Here is an 18,035-nt window from a genome sequence, read left to right on the forward strand (position 1 = left end):
AATTAATCAAATCTCTCACTCCCCGCCGCCCTGATTACCACCAAATAATCGTGACAAATGCAAGCACGGTGATAAACGCGACAAATATTCCCGAATACAGAAATAGAGACGGCGCTTCATGCCCTTTCTGGCTCATATGCATAAAGTAAAACAGCTGAAAGATGACCTGGATGACCGCAAGCAGGATAAGAAACGGCATCGTAAACCATCCGGCAATGCCGTCTGCAGCCACCGTCAAAAACGCGACTAGCGTAAGGCCGATCATTAAACCGAAGGAGATGACCTGATATTTCATCTCCTCGGCATTTTTCTTTTTCCGATATTCGAGATCCGTACTGACAGTCCCTCTGTTTTTGTTATCGTCCATCGTTATCCCACCATCCCCATCAAATATACAACGGTAAAGATAAAGACCCACACGACATCAATGAAATGCCAATATAGACTGGCCACATAATATTTCGGCGCATTATAAAGGCTGAGCCCTCTTTTAGCATTCCGGATCATCAGTGCGCTGATCCATAATAACCCGAACGCCACGTGTGCTCCGTGTGTGCCGACCAGCGTGTAAAATGCCGAGCCGAGCGCAGAGCTAGTAATGGTAAAGCCGAACTCGTGAGTATAATGCTTAAATTCATAAATTTCCACCCCTAAAAATCCGGCTCCCAATAAAACGGTAATCAAAAGCCACACCTGCATTTTTTTAAAGGAGAAATTTTTCATATGATACATTGCATACACACTCGTTAAGCTGCTCGTTAACAGAAGCATCGTGGCGATAAAAACGATCGGCAGCTCGAACATGTCAGCCGTTGACGGCCCGCCCGCTTTAGATTCCCGCAACGCGAGGAATGTCGCAAAAAGCGAGGCGAACAGAACCGTTTCCCCGCCGAGAAACAGCCAAAATCCTAAAAACTTATTTTTCCCTTCAAGCGTTGCTTTTTCAGGAGAAGCCGGAAAGGTTTCAGCCGTCATTTTTTCCTGTAGCTGCATTACGCCTTCACCCCTTTATCATCATTCGGCAGATCTTCTTTGTGAATATGATAACCGTAATCATCTACCAAGGACCGAAGCAGCATGGTAAAGAATGTGATGCCGAGGCCTATAAAGATAACCGGAAGCCCCCATGAATAGTCAGAGTGGTATAAAAACCCGAACGATGCGACAAACAGCCCGAAGGACATGATAAACGGCATGATGGAGCCGTTCGGCATATGAATGTCCTCTACAGGCTCTGCAGGCGGCATCCCTTCATTTCCGCCCTGCTTTTCAATCCACAGCGGATCAAGTCCCCGCACAAACGGAAGCTGTTTAAAATTATATTCAGGCGGCGGCGAAGAGACAGCCCATTCGAGCGTACGTCCGTCCAGCCACGGGTCATTCCCGACGTATTTCCCTTTTACAGAAGTATAAATAATATTGACGACGAGCAATACAGCCGCGCCCGCCATGAAAAACGCGCCGATTGAACTGATCAGGTTGCCGGTATCAAGCCCCTGACCGGGCAGATATGTGTAAACACGCCGCGGCATTCCCATTAAGCCGAGGAAATGCTGAATGAAGAAGGTAAGATGAAACCCGATAAAAAACAAGACAAAGGAAATTTTCCCCATCGTTTCATGAAGCACCTTCCCGAACATTTTCGGCCACCAGAAATGCACGCCCGCCAGAATGCCGAACACCACGCCGCCGATGATGACGTAGTGGAAATGCGCTACGACAAAATACGTATCATGGAACTGATAATCTGCCGCTGCGGCCGCCAGCATGACACCCGTCACACCTCCGAGCACGAAAGACGGAATAAAAGCGACGGCATACAGCATAGGCGTCGTGAATTTGACGTTTCCTCCCCAAATCGTCAAAAGCCAGTTGAAAATCTTAATGCCCGTAGGCACCGCGATCGCCATTGTCGCAACCGCAAATATCGCATTGGCAATCGGTCCGAGTCCGGTCGTAAACATGTGGTGAACCCATACCATGAACCCGAGAAAGCCGATCAGCACGATCGCAAAAACCATAGAGGAATAACCAAACAGACGCTTTCTCGCAAACACAGGAATGATTTCTGAAAAAATCCCGAAAGCAGGAAGAATTAAAATGTATACTTCCGGATGCCCGAAAATCCAAAACAAGTGCTCCCAGATAATCGTATTTCCGCCCAATTCAGGATTAAAGAAATTCGTCCCGAACAGACGATCCAGCATCATCAGCGCTAAACCGGCGGTAAGCGGAGGAAATGCGAATAAAATGAGTGCCGACGCCACAAATGTCGTCCACGTAAACAGCGGCAGTCTCATATACGTCAAACCTGGCGCCCTCATATTAATAATGGTTGCCAGAAAGTTAATCCCCGCGATCAGCGTCCCTAAGCCTGATATCTGCAGGCCGAGCACGAAAAAGTCAATGCCGTGCCCTTTCGAATTCAGCGCAAGCGACGCATACGACGTCCAGCCTGCATCTGGAGCGCCTCCTAAAAACCAGCTCAGATTCAAGAAGATTCCCCCGAAGAAAAACAGCCAGAACCCAAGCGCATTCAGAAATGGAAATGATACGTCACGCGCCCCGATCTGTAGCGGCACAACCGCGTTCATCAGCCCGAATAACAGCGGCATTGCGGCCAGGAAGATCATTGTCGTGCCGTGCATCGTCATAATTTCATTAAACTGCTGCGCATTCACAAAATCGTTTCCCGGTCTCAAGAGCTGAATCCTGATAAGCATGGCCTCAAGTCCGCCGACGACGAAGAAAAATCCCCCGGCGATCATATATAAAATCGCGATCTTCTTATGGTCAACCGTCGTCAAATAGTCCCAAAGCAAAGAGCCTTTTCTTTGCTTCCCTGTAAGCGTATTCATCATTTGCGACCTCCCCCCTGATATCTCCCTGTCCTCACTTGTTCTCCGCTTTCAGCCCTTTTAAATATTCATACAGCGCATCTGTTTCAGAGTCCGAAAGCTTCGGATAAGTGCCTGTCATCTTATTGCCCGGTTTAATGCTGTCCGGATCTTTCAGCCAAGCTTTTATATTCTCTTTATTCGCATCCTTGATGCCGGCTACTTTGACACGTTCGCCGAAGGTAGCCAGGTTCGGAGCCGTTCTTGCCGCTTCAGCCCGTTTATCATTAGGCTCAACCGCATGACAGCTCAGGCAGTTTTTTTCCTTAAACAGCTCTTCTCCTTGCGCGGCTAAATCGGAATCTGTTGTATGCTTATAATTTTTCATCGCTTTCGTCCATTGTTTAAATTCTTTTGACGGCAGCGGTTTCACTTTGAAATCCATCAGCGCATGTGAAGGTCCGCACAGCTCCGCGCATTTCCCGAAGAAATATTTCCCCGCTTCTTTGCTGCGTTTAGAATCGAAGGTCAGAAAGAAAGTATTGTCGTTATCTGTATTCGTATCGATTTTTCCCCCGGCTGACGGAATCCAGAAAGAGTGTTTCACATCTGAGGACTTCAGCTTGAAATAAACGCGTTCATCTGTGGGAACGATCAGCTCCTGACTGGTCACAAAGCCGTAATCAGGATACTCGAATTCCCACCAGTATAAATTCGCCCTTACATTAATCACGAGCGCATCCTCTGCTTTACGGTTTTTCTTATCCATCGGCGACGTATCCGCCAGCGCCAGTGTCTGGATGACAACCGGGATGACAAGAATAATCAGAAGCAGGATCGGAATAACGGTCCAGGTGATTTCTAAAAAACGGTTCCCCTCCACCTGTTTCGGTATCGTGTCTTCCCCTACACGCGACCGTCTGAACCTCACAATGACGTAAAAGAAAATAACTGCTACGACCGCAACGACGACAACCATGATAAGTGTGCTGAGCACCGTCAGATCATACTGTTTATCAGCCACTTCGCCGGCAGGCTTGAGTGTGGACAGAAACGGTTTTCCACAGCCGCTCAATAAAAGCGGCACTAAGGCTAATAATGATAAAAGACGCCAACGCTTTAACATTTCACCCAACCCCTTTTTTGAATCAGTACAAAATGCACGAGCAGTAAATCTGCTTCCAGCTGAAATACTTCATTTCCTCATTTCTTAAAATATGAGATTTTTTACTTAAAATTCCATCTATGTATAAAAGCAAAGCCGCCTGATTAAACAAAAGGTCAAGGCGGCGTTTACTAGTTGTCATTGTTTGTTTTGGCGATCAAACAAGCTCATTATTCAATTAAAACAGCGTGAAGACCACCATTGCTACGAAATAAATGGTCATGTAATTAAGCGAATAGACAAACATAAGAGTTGCCCATTTCATAATGTTTTTCATACGGAAACCCATCAGTCCGAGAACAAGCCATCCCACATTCAGCAGAGTGCCGAGAATGACGAGCGGAAGACCGAGACTGCCGAGGAAAAACGGAAGCGGCAGCAGGCATGCGACCCAGACGATAATCTGTCTTTTCGTCACCTCAAAGCCGTGCACTACCGGAAGCATCGGAACATTCGCTGCTCTGTAATCTTCCGTCTTCTTAATCGCAAGCGCTAAAAAGTGCGGAATCTGCCAGATGAATAAAATCATGAATAATACCCATGCGACAACACCGATGTGCCCTTCAACCGCTGTCCAGCCGATTAACGGCGGAACCGCGCCCGATACACTTCCGACAACCGTATTAATCGTATAGCGGCGTTTCGTCCACATTGTATAAAGAACAACGTACGTAAACACCCCGATAAAACCGATGACTGCCGCCATTACGGTGGTCATTAAAAGCATGATAAGTCCTAAAGCAATGAGTAAAATTCCTGACCACAGCGCTTGATTCGGCTGAATCTTTCCGGTAACCGTCGGTCTTACTTTCGTGCGTTCCATTAAATGATCAATATCACGGTCATAATAGTTATTAACCGCACAAGAACCGGCGATGATCAGTGAAGATCCTATTAATGTAAGAAGCACGGTGTTTAAATTGCCTAAAAAACTCAGACCGGATATATGTAACGCAAGCCACATGCCGGTAAAAGTCGTAATTAAATTCGAATTGACGATTCCTATTTTAATAAGCGAAAGGAAATCCTTCCATGCCGTCGTCTCTTCAATCTGTCCGTCTATAGCTGTATCGTTTAAAATTCTGGAATTAGCCATAACGTAAACCTCCCTTACAAACCTAAAGCAGGTTTTTTAAGACCTGCAACTCTATCATACAAGATAATGACCTGTAAAAAAACATCCTCTTAAATATTAAACGAGAAACAGGAATTTATTTGTGAACGTTTTATGAATTTTACTAAATCCGCCGATTGCATAATAAAGCGGTTACTTTATTTCTATCAGACCCATCTGGAATAATCAACCCCATTATCTAAGAAGTCCTGATTCTATTATATTTTTGTGAACAAACAGAATTGAGAATTGCCACAAAACACATATTCGCTTACACTTGGTACGTATATCATTTTGTCCAGTTTGTTAAGAAGGTGAATGTAAAATGAATAAAGCTTTAAAAGCACTCGGTGTACTGACGACATTCGTCATGCTCGTCGTGCTGATCGGCGGCGCTCTTGTCACAAAGACAGGGTCGGGTCTCGGATGCGGAAGACAGTGGCCGCTTTGCCACGGCCGCTTTTTCCCGGAGCTTAATGCCGCTTCTATCATTGAATGGAGCCACAGACTCGCAAGCGGTGTCTCAATCGTTCTCGTGCTGAGCCTCGCGTTTTGGGCATGGAGAAAAGTCACGCCTGTTTTCCGTGAAACAACCTTTCTCGCCATTATGTCCATTATCTTTTTATTTTTACAGGCGCTTCTCGGCGCATTAGCGGTTGTTTTCGGATCAAATGCGCTCGTTATGGCGCTTCATTTCGGCATATCGCTGATTTCTTTCGCTTCTGTTCTGATTTTGACGCTGCTCATCTTTGAAGCGGATAAATCAGACAAAAAGCTCGTCAAGCCGCTCAGAATCGGCAGGAAAATGCAGTTTCATATGATCGGCCTTTCGATTTACACGTATATCGTCGTTTATACGGGGGCTTATGTGCGCCATACGCAATCAAGCCTTGCCTGTCCTGATGTTCCGCTTTGCAGCAGACTGAACCACGGGCTTCCGTCCCAATTTCAGGAGTGGGTGCAGATGGGCCACAGAACGGCAGCGCTGCTTCTGTTCGTATGGGTCCTTATCGCTTTCGTGCATGCGGTGCGCTCCTACAAAGACCAAAAACAGATTCTTGGTGGCTGGACGGCGGCTCTTGTCTTTGTTTTATTACAGGCGCTCTCCGGAATCATGGTTGTTTATTCAGAAATGGCCACCGGTTTTGCACTTGCCCATTCACTCTTTATTGCCGGGCTGTTCGGTGTCCTATGCTATTTCCTATTATTAATCGCCCGCTTCCGTTATGAATCAAAACAGCGGAACATTTGAGGCGCATGAAAAGGCCGAAGCATCAGCGCTTCGGTCTTTTTACATACAAAAAACCTGATCGCACATGGATCAGGTTTTTTAATGTTCATTCTTTTACGCTTTTTCAATCTCGATCAGTAAATCGCCTGTCTGAATCGGTTCCCCGTTTTTCACATGGATCTGCTGAATCGTCCCGGAGAACGGCGCCTGCACCGTCGTCTCCATTTTCATCGCTTCATTAATCATCAGATGATCGCCTTTGTTCACCTTCGCGCCGGTTTCAGTTAACAATTTAATAACGGTTCCCGGCATTGATGCTGCAATGTGGCTTGGGTTTGTCCGATCGGCTTTTAATTTTTCCTTTACGGATGATTTAATGCTTTCATCTTTAATGACTACCTCACGCGGCTGGCCGTTCAATTCGAAATAAACGACCCGTGTCGCATCAGGCTGCGGTTCACCGATAGATACAAGCTTCACGATCAGCGTTTTTCCGCGCTCGATTTCCACTTCGATTTCTTCACCCAGCGTCATGCCGTAGAAGAAAGTCGGTGTGTCCAATACGGAAATATCACCGAAGCGTTCAGCCGTTTGTACATATTCAGTGAAAACCTTCGGATAAAGAGCATACGCGATTGCGTCCTGATCACTCAATTCCATCTGATGCGTTTCTTTCCATTCTTCTTTAATGCCTTCGAAAGATACCGGTTCGAGCAGCTCACCCGGTCTTACCGTAATCGGCGTCTGCCCTTTCAGCACGAGCTTTTGCAGTTTTTCCGGAAATCCGCCGTGCGGCTGGCCGATCTGCCCTTTAAAAAGCTCAACGACAGAATCCGGAAAATCAAGCGTTTCGCCTTTATCATAAACATCTTGTTCTGTTAAATTGTTTTGCACCATGTAAAGCGCCATATCTCCGACGACTTTGGAAGAAGGTGTTACTTTAACGACGTCGCCGAACATGCGGTTAACGACGCTGTACATCTCTTTCACCTCATTCCAGCGGTCACCCAGGCCGACTCCTTTTGCCTGCTGCTTCAAATTGCTGTACTGCCCGCCCGGCATTTCGTGATTATAAATCTCAGTGTGCGGAGACTTCATCCCGCTTTCAAATTCACTGTAATATTGACGGACGGATTCCCAGTATTGTGACAGTCTTTCAACCTGCCGGACATCCATTTCAGGACGGCGGCTGTTCCCTTCAAGCGCATGGTAAAATCCGCTTGCGCTCGGCTGTGAAGTCAGCCCCGCCATTGAGCTGACGGCGACATCCACGATATCCACACCCGCTTCAACAGCTTTGGCATAGAGAAAGACGCCGTTGCCGCTCGTATCATGCGTGTGAAGATGAACGGGAATATCAATCGTTTCCTTCAGCGCGGAGACAAGTTCATATGCTGCTTGCGGTTTCAAAAGACCGGCCATGTCTTTAATGCCGAGAATGTGCGCACCAGACGCCTCAAGCTCTTTCGCCATGGAAAGATAATATTTCAAATCATATTTCGTCCGGTTCTTATCAAGAATATCTCCCGTATAACAAATCGCAGCCTCCGCCACTTTTCCAGTTTCACGGACGGCATCGATGGCCAGCGTCATCCCTTTCACCCAGTTCAGACTGTCAAAGATCCGGAATACATCAATACCTGATTCTGCTGACTGCCGGACAAATTTTTGGATGACATTGTCCGGATAGTTGGTATAACCGACGGCATTTGATGAACGAAGCAGCATCTGGAACAATGTGTTCGGCACTTCCTTGCGAAGATCTTCAAGGCGTTTCCAAGGATCTTCTTTTAAGAAACGGTACGCTACATCAAATGTCGCGCCTCCCCACATTTCAAGGCTGAACAGTTCAGGCCACAGGACAGCCGTGGGGTTCGCGATTTTTTTCAAATCATTTGTTCTGATTCTGGTCGCAACCAGGGACTGATGGGCATCCCTGAACGTTGTATCGGTCAGGAGTACGGACTTTTGCTCTTTCACCCAGTCAGCAAGCCCTTCAGCGCCTCTTTCATCGAGAATCTGTTTCGTGCCGTTTACCGGCGTTTCTCCGATACCTAACGCAATGGCCTGAGGCTTATCAAACGCAGGTTTTTCTTTTTTCCCGATTCCCGGAAAACCGTTTACCGTTACATTGCCGATGTAAGAAAGCATTTTTGTTCCGCGGTCCTTCTGTTTAGGAAAAACAAACAGTTCGGGCGTTGTGTCGATAAACGATGTATCATATTGCCCGGTCAGGAATTTTTCATGCTTTGCCACGTTTTCAAGAAACGGGATATTGGTCTTAATGCCCCTGATTCTGAATTCCTGCAGGTTGCGGACCATTTTTGCCGATGCCTGCTCAAACGTCAGCGCCCATGTCGACAGTTTGACGAGCAGTGAATCGTAATAAGGCGTGATAACCGCGCCCTGGAAGCTGTTCCCTGTATCAAGGCGGACGCCGAAGCCGCCGCCTGAGCGGTAAGCCATAATTTTACCCGTGTCAGGCATAAAGTCATTCAGCGGATCTTCAGTGGTCACACGTGATTGTATCGCATATCCGATTGTAAAAATGTCTTTTTGCTGAGGAATATTGACGGCACGGCTGTGGAGTCCGTGGCCCTGCGCAACGAGAATCTGCGTCTGAACGATATCAACCCCCGTAATCATTTCCGTAATCGTATGCTCCACTTGTACGCGAGGATTCACTTCAATAAAGTAAAACTCACCGTCCGCTACGAGAAATTCCACAGTTCCCGCGTTGATATAGCCGACATTTTTCGCAAGGGCGACAGCCGCTTCACAGATTTCGTCCCTTAATTCAGGCTGTAAGGATACACTCGGCGCCACCTCAATGACCTTTTGATGGCGTCTCTGAACGGAACAGTCCCGCTCATACAGATGGACGACATTGCCTTCTTTATCTCCGATCACCTGAACTTCAATATGCTTAGGATTTTCGATCAGTTTTTCAACATACACTTCGTCGTTTCCGAATGCGGCTTTCGCTTCTGATTTGGCCCGTTCAAACGAATCTTTCAATTCGCCCTCGCTTCTGACGATTCTCATCCCCCGGCCGCCGCCTCCGAGCGAAGCTTTAATAATAAACGGATACCCGTGAACTTTTGCGAATTGTTCGACATCTTTTAATGTTTCAGCAGGCCCGTCACTCCCCGGGATAACGGGGATGCCGGCTTTTTCTGCCTGCTCTCTGGCCTTGACCTTGTCTCCGAACATATCCAAATGCGATGACGTCGGTCCGATAAATACGATGCCCTCTTCTTCACAGCGTCTCGCAAATTGGATATTTTCAGACAGAAATCCGTAACCCGGATGGATGGCGTCAACACCGTTTCTTTTCGCAATCCCAATAATCCCTTCAATATCAAGATACGCGTCTATCGGTTTTTTGCCTTCTCCGACAAGATAGGCTTCATCCGCTTTATAGCGGTGGTAGGAACCCGAATCTTCTTTTGAATAAACGGCTACCGTTCTGATGTTCAATTCTGTGCACGCCCGGAAAATCCGGATCGCAATTTCTCCCCTGTTTGCTACTAACACTTTTTGGATGGATTGTTGTGACAAATTTCTCTCCCCCTTGGCCTATTAAATATGTAGTTTATAATAAAGGAATATCCCCCCTGTGTATACACTTGTTTTTTACAGATACACAGATTTTTCCGTCTGCCGTCTTTTTATCCCCTTAGACGGAACGGGTTCCCTCTTTTTCTTCTTTTCTGAGTACTTGACATGCATACTGACGTTCACCAATATACCGGCGCTTGTCAATAATAAAAACATGGATGAGCCTCCGTAGCTGATAAACGGCAGCGGAACACCCGTAATCGGAATTAAACCGCTGACACCGCCGAGGTTGATGAAGGTCTGAATCGCAATCATACTGGATATCCCGATTGCCAGGAGACTGCCGAACGGATCTTCACATTTTCTCGCAATATAAAAACCTTTTAACACAACAAAAGCAAGCAGCACAATGACGAACAGGACGCCGAAAATGCCGAGCTCCTCTGAAATCACCGCCATGATAAAGTCTGTATGCGATTCCGGCAGATATCCGTATTTTTGAATGCTTTCTCCGAGACCGAGGCCGAAAAAACCGCCTGAGCCGATCGCATAATACGAATTTATAATCTGCAGGCCTGATGTGCCGGCATATTTAAACGGATTTTCAAGGCTTTCAAACCGGCTCATGCGCCCTGGTGTCAAAATATCGTCCCATTTCAGATAAATGATCGGGCTGACAAGAAGTAATACGATTCCCGCCATGATAACCAGCCTGAGCAGCGTCTTTCCGCTGAATCCCGAACACATAATGACGCAAAACGCGATCAGACCGATAATCATCGCCGTTCCGAAGTCAGGCTGAATGGCGATAAGCGCACAAATGACTACGGTGACGATCACCGGCGGAGCAACTCCTGTCAAAAGCTGATCGATATAGCTTTGTTTTTTCGCGTACACCGCGGCAAGATACAGAATCAGGGTCAGCTTGACAAATTCCCCCGGCTGAATGGCCATTCCGCCGATTTTAAACCAGCTTTGCGCGTTTCCGGCAACATGTCCGAAAACAAACAGCGCGCAAAGCGCAGCCACTGACGCAAGCAGTAATATTTTCTGGACCTTTTGATGGGCGAGCACTTTGTACGGAAAAACGGCCGCGATGATAAACAGCACGAGCCCTGCAATGACGGCGAACAGCTGCCGTTTAAAAAAATAGTCGCTGCTCACGCCGTAACGCATAACGGCGGTAATCATACTTGAACTGTATACCATTACCAATCCGAAACTGCACAGCAGAATAATAGCGCTTATCAATGAATAATCGTAAGATTTTAACATTCTTTTAAACATAACATCCTCTTTCCTGCTTAAAGCTTACGTTTAATACCTATTGCGTATTATATTTTACTATAATTCATAAACAATTTACGCAGTTTCTTTATAGTTTTTCGGATGAAATGCAGATTAATAGACCGTCTCACGAAAAGAAGATGCAAAAAAACGGTTTACGGTTATAAAAAAACCCAAACCGTTGAATAGTTTGAGTTTGATCATTTATTTTCCTGTAAACGCGTCATGCAGAGCAGACAGTTCTCTTTCAAGTCTGTCCAGCAGCTCTTTTCCGTCGTTTTCATCAACTAATCCCAGGCGGACAGCAAAATCGATTTCCCTCGACAGTCCGAACATCTGAGTATCCAAGACCTCTTCGTACAGAGGACATTGAGGCATCGTTAAGTTATCCATTTGTACTCGGATCAGCTTCAAAATCTTCTCAGCATCTGACTTCAACAGTTCGAATGCTTTCTGCTGATGGTCAACTATAATCTCTGAAGCCAAAAGTATCCCTCCGTTCCCCAGGCGAGTACCTAATTCTTCTATTTATCATAAAGGGTATCAGGTGAAATTGCAAGAGGATTTAAGCAGATGTCATGATAAAAAATGTTTCAAAAAATACTCAGCCTGTATTTCTCAGACATGATTTCCAAAAGCTTCACACCCGCGATGCTGTTGCCTTTTTCATCAAGCGCCGGGCCGAATATACCGATTCCGAAATTGTATGGCGAAATGCCCATGATTCCTCCCGAAACCCCGCTCTTGGCGGGAATGCCGACCTTGATCGCGAATTCCCCGCTCGCATTGTACATGCCGCATGTCACCATAAACGTCTTGCAGATTCTCGCCACATCTTTTTTAATGACCTGTTCCCCGGTCTCCGGATGCTTGCCGTCAAGTGCGAATACGCAGCCGATTTTGGCTAGATCCAGACTGCTCATCTTAATCGCGCACTGTTTTGTATACAAATCCATGACCTCTTCAACATCGCCTTTAAAAATGTCATACTGCTTCATGTAATAACACATTGCCCGATTGATCATGGAGGAACTGAATTCTGATTCTGCGACATGTCTGCAATATGTAATTTCCTGATTATTCGCAAGCCTTCTGATAAATCCGAGCAGATAATCCAGACGGGCTTTCGGCGTATGCCCTTTAATAAAACTTGTAACGACGAGAGCGCCTGCATTAATCATCGGATTTAAAGGCTTGCCCGGGTTCACCGTCTCAAGCTTCACAATGGAATTAAACGGGTCGCCGGTCGGCTCCTGCCCTACGCAGCTGAATATCTTTTCCTTTCCGTAATCCATCAGTACGAGCGCCAGAGAAAGCACCTTCGAAATGCTCTGCAGCGTAAATGTCCGGTCGGCGTCTCCTGCCGTCAGACATGTATTTTCCGCATGATAAATCGTGACTGAAAGGCTGTCTTGCCCCGATTCTGCCAAAGCCGGAATATAGTCTGCCACTTTGCCTTCTCCGGTCTTTTTTTTCGCTTCTTGAACGAGTGCGTCCAGCTCCTGGTAATGCCGGCATACCATTTCGATCCCCTCACTTTGCTGCCGTTGGTTACGTCTAATTTGCGACGCAAAGTGACAATTCATGCGAAAACTTTTATACTTTAAGTAAAGGGGGGCTTCACCATGAGCGTTATTCAAGTTAAAGGCAATGTTACATACCCGATTACAATTGATCCGAGTGTCTGGATTTTCGATGACCGCAAGTTTCCGTTTGAAAACAATCAGCCCGTTCACTCAGACGGCTCGGCAGAAACTAAGGAGCATACACTTGATCCGGAACGGGTGATCAGAGAAGGGCGCATTTCGCCGCCGACTTTAAAAAGCGAAAAACGTTTTGAAAAAGAAAGATTAATGAACGGCAGCTTCGCCATGAAGCTCGGTGCTGTCTTAGCAAATGCCGAGCCGAAAGAAAGCGCTGTCCTTTGCGTATTTATTTCAGGATCTGAAAGAACCGAGGTGCCGCTTGAAAAGGCGATGGACGCAATCGCCCATTTCTGTGAGTCAGGGAAGCCTCTTCAAGACGGCGGTCCGGTCCATTTTTACGTGAACGAAAACTTTGAAAAACCGATAACGGGCGTCACAGAAATCGAAGTTCTATAACAAATCGGCCGCAAGCTGTGCAAGGCCGGATCTTTCGCCTTTCATAAGCTTCACGCTGCCGGAGACGGTTTGTCCTTTAAACCGTTCTACGACATAAGCAAGTCCGTTATTTAAACTGTCTAAATATGGGTGATCTATTTGCTCCGGGTCGCCCATCAGGACAATTTTGCTGCCTTCTCCCACCCGTGTCAAAAGTGTCTTTACCTCGTGCCTCGTCAAATTCTGAGCCTCATCGATAATAATAAACTGATCCGGAATGCTTCTTCCCCGAATGTATGTCAGGGCCTCGACCTGAATTGATCCGATGCCCGCTAAAATCGCTTCAAGTTCACCCGGCTTTTTCGCATTGAACAAAAATTCAAGATTATCAAAGATCGGCTGCATCCACGGCTTGAGCTTCTCCTCTTTTTCACCCGGCAAATATCCGATATCCTTGCCCACCGGAACGATGGGACGAGCGACGATCAGCTTTTTATAAATACCGAGATCCTCCGTCTGCAGAAGCCCCGCTGCAAGAGAAAGCAAGGTTTTTCCCGTTCCCGCTTTTCCGATCAGGGTGACAAGCGGGATATCTTCTCTCAGCAGGAGTTCAAGCGCCATTGTCTGCTGGACGTTTTTCGGCCTGATGCCCCATACGTGCTCATCATCGAAAACGAGTCTTTTTACGGTCTCCCCTTTCTTATCTGCCATGCCGACCGCAGAAGAAGATCCTCCTAATTCATCTTTCATCAGCACAAATTGATTCGGATAAACCTGATGCTGCTGAAGCTCCTTGACTGAAATTTGTTTGTTTTTATAAAACGAGTCAAACCGCTCTTTATTCATAAATATATCTTTGTACCCACTGTATATCTCATCATGGTCAACGACTCTGTCGTTTAAAAAGTCCTCCGCCAAAAGCCCGATGGCATCCGCCTTTACCCTGACCAGCACATCCTTGCTGACCAGGATGACGGGGCGGCCGTTTTCTTTCGTTTCCTCCTCAAGGCTTAAATTTTTTGCCACCGCCAAAATGCGGTTATCATTTGTTTTTTCGATAAAAATTTCCTGAAGCTGATGAAATGACCGGTGATTCAGTTCAATTCTGAGCGTTCCTCCGCTTTCAAGAGGAACCTTTTCGTGCAGCCTTCCTTTCTCCCTGAGCCCGTCTATCAGCTTAGATACGTGCCTCGCATTCCTCCCGACCTCGTCCATATACCGCTTTTTTGAATCGACCTCTTCCAGCACGACGGCGGGGATGACAACTTCATTTTCTTCAAAAGAAAAAATGGCGTTAGGATCCTGCAAAAGTACATTCGTATCTAACACATAAATTTTACTCAAGTCTCAGCCTCCTGAAAAATAAGGATCAAAGCCCAGCGTGTGCTTCTCTTTTCGTGAAAAACGGGGATGCCTGCTAAAATATATGATTTGGTGAATAAAGATAGAAGGTTAATTCAACAATAAAAGAAATGAAAGCATTAAAGGAGGGAATCTGACGTGCGAATTCTTTTCATTATCATACAAGCTTTATTTATTCTGACCGGCTGCACCGCTGTACAGGACGGCCGCGGGCGCAGCAATATCCAAAACGAATCAACCGATCAGGGCGGAGCAAAACCGATTCATGTGAGTGATACAGCTCCTGAAACAGCTGCGAATCCCGGCCGGACAGACATTGCAAAGCATCTAGTCGAAGTGACTGAAAAAATCCCAGGCATTACAGATGCCACCGCGGTCGTACTCGGAAGATACTCAGTCGTCGGAATCGATGTGGATGACAATTTAGAACGGAGCAAAGTGGAAAGCATTAAATACACCGTTGCCCAAGCGTTAAAAAACGATCCTTACGGCGCCAATGCCGTTGTCGTCGCTGATCCTGATACAGTCTCCCGCCTGAGAGGCATGGGCAGCGATATTAAGGCCGGACGTCCGGTTTCAGGCATTTTAGACGAACTCGCCGCCATCGTCGGACGTGTCATGCCGGAAGTTCCGAATGATGTGACCGACAATGAAAAAGAATCACCGACTAAATCGAATGATGACCAGCTGAACCAAAGAGAGCAGAACAAGCTGCAAAAAGAGCAGAATGATCAATCGGATCATCACATGAATAACCGCCGGTAAAAAGCAGCGCCCGCTACAAAGGAAGGGCGCTGCTTTCTTTCCCTTTGGCAGGCGGGTCATCCATGATATAATGCTTGTCATAGTGAAAGAGGTGAAAAATCAATGAGAGTTAAATGTTCCATTTGCGACAAAATTGAACAAATTGATGATGAAACACTGACAGCCAAACGCCTCCGCAACCGTCCGATTCATACATATATGTGCCAGGAATGCCATGACCGAATCAAAGTCAAAACAGAGGCGCGGCTGAATACCGGACACTTCTCCTTTCATTCAGGGCAAAAAACGAAAAAAGATAAAGTGAAAAAATAAACCAATAAAAAAATGACCCGCCGAAAGGCAAGGTCATTTTTTTATTGCGGTTTAGCTGACTGGCTTTTTTTGGACTGGTGCAGACGGATTTTGTAAATGATCAAAATCAAGGCGGCGACAACAAGCCCTTCTCCGACCGGCAGAAACACACCGAAAAAAGTCAGCACGGTGCAGCCGAGCACAAGAAAGAGATAAACTGCCGCAGCCTTTAAAACCGGCAGCCTTTTGGCAAAGCCGAGTTTAAATACAATCACCGAGAGCACGACGATCGTTCCGTATAACAGCCACATTCCCGTCAGCGGATGCTCATCCACTTGGTAAAGCGCAGCAAAGAACGACAGCCGTTCACTTACTTCATTCAAAAAGATCCCCTCCCCTTTTCCGTTCGGGTTCTATCTTTTCAAATTCTGCAAGTGATTAAGACATTCCTGCTGTTTTTTTCTTTTTCGCCGCTTTTTCACGTTCGTTTTTGTTCAGGATTTTCTTTCTTAAACGGATGGATTCCGGTGTTACTTCACAGTATTCATCATCGTTTAAGTACTCGAGTGATTCTTCAAGCGACATAATGCGCGCTTTCTTAATCGTAGTCGTTTGATCCTTCGTTGCGGAACGGACGTTTGTCTGCTGTTTCATTTTGCTGACATTGACGACAAGGTCATTGTCACGGTTATGTTCGCCGACAATCATGCCTTCATATACTTCTGTGCCCGGCTCAACGAAGATGACGCCGCGGTCTTCAATACCTTGAATTCCGTAAGATGTCGCTTTTCCATTTTCCATGGAAACGAGCACACCCTGACGTCGGCCTCCGACTTGGCCTTTTTGCATCGGCTGATAGCTGTCAAACGTGTGGTTCAGGATACCGAAACCGCGTGTCAGTGACAGAAACTCAGTAGAATAGCCGATGAGCCCGCGTGAAGGTACGGTAAAGATCAGGCGGACCTGGCCGTTTCCGTTATTAATCATATCGAGCATTTCGCCTTTTCTCGCACCCATTGATTCCATAACAGAACCGGTATGCTCTTCAGGCACGTCAATCTGCACGCGCTCAACAGGCTCGCAGCTTACGCCGTCAATTTCCTTAATGATAACTTCAGGTTTAGACACTTGAAGCTCATAGCCTTCGCGGCGCATGTTTTCAATTAAAATAGACAGGTGAAGCTCACCGCGTCCTGAAACAACCCATGCGTCAGGCGATGCCGTCGGTTCGACACGAAGACTGACGTCTGTTTGAAGCTGTGCGTTCAGACGCTCTTCAATTTTACGGGCTGTGACATATTTGCCTTCACGGCCTGCAAACGGGCTGTTGTTTACGACAAATGTCATTTGAAGCGTAGGCTCATCAATACGCAGAACCGGCAGCGGCTCATGGTGGTCAGCCGGACAAACCGTTTCACCGACGTTGATGTCTTCCATACCGGAAACGGCAACGAGGTCTCCCGCTCTCGCTTCTTCAATTTCCACGCGTTTCAATCCTTGGAAACCGAAGATTTTCGTTACACGGAATGATTTGACCGTTCCGTCAAGTTTCATCAATGAAACCTGCTGGCCGACTTTCATCGTGCCGCGGAAAACGCGTCCGATACCGATACGGCCGACATAGTCATTGTAATCAAGAAGCGCCACTTGGAATTGAAGAGGCTCTTCGGCGTTATCAACCGGTGCAGGGACATGTTCAAGAATCGTTTCATACAGTGATTCCATGTTTTCGTCCTGCTTTTTCGGATCAAGACTTGCCGTTCCGTTAATCGCAGAAGCGTAGACGACAGGGAACTCAAGCTGTTCTTCGTTTGCATCCAGCTCGATGAACAGATCAAGCACTTCATCAATGACTTCTTCCGGGCGGGCGAAATCACGGTCGATTTTGTTTACGACGACAACCGGATTTAAGTTCTGCTCAAGGGCTTTCTTCAGAACGAAACGGGTTTGCGGCATGCAGCCTTCATATGCGTCAACGACTAACAGAACGCCGTCAACCATTTTCATAATCCGTTCAACCTCTCCGCCGAAGTCGGCGTGTCCCGGAGTGTCCAAAATATTAATGCGTGTATCTTTATAGTTAATCGCAGTATTTTTCGCGAGAATTGTAATACCGCGTTCACGTTCAAGATCGTTTGAATCCATTGCGCGTTCGGCAATATTTTCGTTGGCACGGAATGTTCCGGCTTGGTGAAGCAATTGGTCTACCAAAGTCGTTTTCCCATGGTCAACGTGGGCAATAATCGCGATATTGCGAAGATCGTTTCGAAGTTTCACATTTTCATCTCCTAAAAAAATTAGATAACTTTCATATTATACCACACATCCTCTTTAAAAGCGT

16 protein-coding genes are annotated in these 18,035 nt (G+C 46.6%); 4 read left to right on the forward strand and 12 right to left on the reverse strand.

Annotated features, from left to right (window positions below; genetic code table 11):
* Positions 1-34 precede the first annotated feature (34 nt).
* From ctaF to cyoE, 5 genes are all read right to left on the reverse strand, one after another.
* A complete protein-coding gene (gene ctaF, locus ACXN9U_RS07115; protein ID WP_007409686.1) occupies positions 35-367 on the reverse strand; it encodes a cytochrome c oxidase subunit IVB in 333 nt (110 codons plus the stop codon).
* A gap of 2 nt (positions 368-369) precedes the next feature.
* Positions 370-993 (reverse strand): cytochrome c oxidase subunit III, encoded by a 624-nt coding sequence (gene ctaE / locus ACXN9U_RS07120; protein WP_013352146.1) that lies wholly within the window; start codon positions 991-993, stop codon positions 370-372.
* Positions 993-2,861 carry a cytochrome c oxidase subunit I gene (gene ctaD / locus ACXN9U_RS07125; RefSeq protein ID WP_489202360.1) on the reverse strand — a complete coding sequence of 623 codons (1,869 nt, stop codon included), beginning with the start codon at positions 2,859-2,861 and terminating at the stop codon, positions 993-995. The genes ctaE and ctaD overlap by 1 nt, the downstream gene beginning before the upstream one ends.
* A 31-nt stretch (positions 2,862-2,892) precedes the next feature.
* On the reverse strand, positions 2,893-3,963 hold the full coding sequence (gene coxB / locus ACXN9U_RS07130; protein WP_016936233.1) for a cytochrome c oxidase subunit II: 1,071 nt from the start codon (positions 3,961-3,963) through the stop codon (positions 2,893-2,895).
* 217 nt (positions 3,964-4,180) lie between these two features.
* Positions 4,181-5,098, reverse strand: a complete 918-nt coding sequence (gene cyoE, locus ACXN9U_RS07135; protein ID WP_060962860.1) for a heme o synthase — start codon at positions 5,096-5,098, stop codon at positions 4,181-4,183.
* Between the two features lie 343 nt (positions 5,099-5,441).
* Here cyoE and ctaA point away from each other — a divergent pair, with 343 nt between their 5' ends.
* A complete protein-coding gene (ctaA, locus tag ACXN9U_RS07140; protein ID WP_060962861.1) occupies positions 5,442-6,368 on the forward strand; it encodes a heme A synthase CtaA in 927 nt (308 codons plus the stop codon).
* 93 nt (positions 6,369-6,461) lie between these two features.
* Here ctaA and pyc read toward each other — a convergent pair whose 3' ends face one another.
* From pyc to glsA, 4 genes are all read right to left on the reverse strand, one after another.
* Entirely contained in the window at positions 6,462-9,908 is a 3,447-nt protein-coding gene (pyc, locus tag ACXN9U_RS07145; protein WP_489202361.1) for a pyruvate carboxylase, read from the reverse strand.
* 75 nt (positions 9,909-9,983) lie between these two features.
* The gene (locus ACXN9U_RS07150) at positions 9,984-11,195 is read right to left on the reverse strand and encodes an FtsW/RodA/SpoVE family cell cycle protein (RefSeq protein WP_049628415.1); all 1,212 of its coding nucleotides are present in this window, start codon (positions 11,193-11,195) and stop codon (positions 9,984-9,986) included.
* Between the two features lie 204 nt (positions 11,196-11,399).
* A complete protein-coding gene (locus ACXN9U_RS07155) occupies positions 11,400-11,681 on the reverse strand; it encodes an Fpa/YlaN family protein (RefSeq protein WP_016936238.1) in 282 nt (93 codons plus the stop codon).
* 107 nt (positions 11,682-11,788) lie between these two features.
* On the reverse strand, positions 11,789-12,718 hold the full coding sequence (gene glsA, locus ACXN9U_RS07160) for a glutaminase A (protein ID WP_489202362.1): 930 nt from the start codon (positions 12,716-12,718) through the stop codon (positions 11,789-11,791).
* A gap of 102 nt (positions 12,719-12,820) precedes the next feature.
* Here glsA and ACXN9U_RS07165 point away from each other — a divergent pair, with 102 nt between their 5' ends.
* Complete coding sequence (locus tag ACXN9U_RS07165) at positions 12,821-13,297, forward strand: peptidyl-prolyl cis-trans isomerase (RefSeq protein WP_438421858.1); 477 nt, start codon at positions 12,821-12,823, stop codon at positions 13,295-13,297.
* Here ACXN9U_RS07165 and ACXN9U_RS07170 read toward each other — a convergent pair.
* Positions 13,292-14,620: a PhoH family protein gene (locus tag ACXN9U_RS07170; RefSeq protein ID WP_060962865.1), complete on the reverse strand. Its 1,329-nt coding sequence runs from the start codon at positions 14,618-14,620 to the stop codon at positions 13,292-13,294. The genes ACXN9U_RS07165 and ACXN9U_RS07170 overlap by 6 nt on opposite strands.
* A 156-nt stretch (positions 14,621-14,776) precedes the next feature.
* Here ACXN9U_RS07170 and ACXN9U_RS07175 point away from each other — a divergent pair, with 156 nt between their 5' ends.
* Positions 14,777-15,403 (forward strand): YhcN/YlaJ family sporulation lipoprotein, encoded by a 627-nt coding sequence (locus ACXN9U_RS07175; protein ID WP_060962866.1) that lies wholly within the window; start codon positions 14,777-14,779, stop codon positions 15,401-15,403.
* A 102-nt stretch (positions 15,404-15,505) separates the two neighbouring features.
* The gene (locus tag ACXN9U_RS07180; RefSeq protein ID WP_489202363.1) at positions 15,506-15,715 is read left to right on the forward strand and encodes a YlaI family protein; all 210 of its coding nucleotides are present in this window, start codon (positions 15,506-15,508) and stop codon (positions 15,713-15,715) included.
* A 41-nt stretch (positions 15,716-15,756) separates the two neighbouring features.
* On the opposite strand, the gene ACXN9U_RS07185 is transcribed toward ACXN9U_RS07180, so the two are convergent.
* On the reverse strand, positions 15,757-16,077 hold the full coding sequence (locus tag ACXN9U_RS07185) for a YlaH-like family protein (protein WP_015239793.1): 321 nt from the start codon (positions 16,075-16,077) through the stop codon (positions 15,757-15,759).
* A 55-nt stretch (positions 16,078-16,132) separates the two neighbouring features.
* A complete protein-coding gene (gene typA, locus ACXN9U_RS07190) occupies positions 16,133-17,971 on the reverse strand; it encodes a translational GTPase TypA (RefSeq protein ID WP_016936244.1) in 1,839 nt (612 codons plus the stop codon).
* Positions 17,972-18,035 lie beyond the last annotated feature (64 nt).

This window comes from Bacillus sp. BACIII (genome assembly GCF_057836745.1).

Bases quoted from the DNA above. Each gene is read 5' to 3' on its own strand.
- ctaF (WP_007409686.1), bottom strand. From the start codon at position 367: ATGGACGATAACAAAAACAGAGGGACTGTCAGTACGGATCTCGAATAT.
- ctaE (WP_013352146.1), bottom strand. From the start codon at position 993: ATGCAGCTACAGGAAAAAATGACGGCTGAAACCTTTCCGGCTTCTCCT.
- ctaD (WP_489202360.1), bottom strand. From the start codon at position 2,861: ATGATGAATACGCTTACAGGGAAGCAAAGAAAAGGCTCTTTGCTTTGG.
- coxB (WP_016936233.1), bottom strand. From the start codon at position 3,963: ATGTTAAAGCGTTGGCGTCTTTTATCATTATTAGCCTTAGTGCCGCTT.
- cyoE (WP_060962860.1), bottom strand. From the start codon at position 5,098: ATGGCTAATTCCAGAATTTTAAACGATACAGCTATAGACGGACAGATT.
- ctaA (WP_060962861.1), top strand. From the start codon at position 5,442: ATGAATAAAGCTTTAAAAGCACTCGGTGTACTGACGACATTCGTCATG.
- ACXN9U_RS07150 (WP_049628415.1), bottom strand. From the start codon at position 11,195: ATGTTTAAAAGAATGTTAAAATCTTACGATTATTCATTGATAAGCGCT.
- glsA (WP_489202362.1), bottom strand. From the start codon at position 12,718: ATGGTATGCCGGCATTACCAGGAGCTGGACGCACTCGTTCAAGAAGCG.
- ACXN9U_RS07165 (WP_438421858.1), top strand. From the start codon at position 12,821: ATGAGCGTTATTCAAGTTAAAGGCAATGTTACATACCCGATTACAATT.
- ACXN9U_RS07180 (WP_489202363.1), top strand. From the start codon at position 15,506: ATGAGAGTTAAATGTTCCATTTGCGACAAAATTGAACAAATTGATGAT.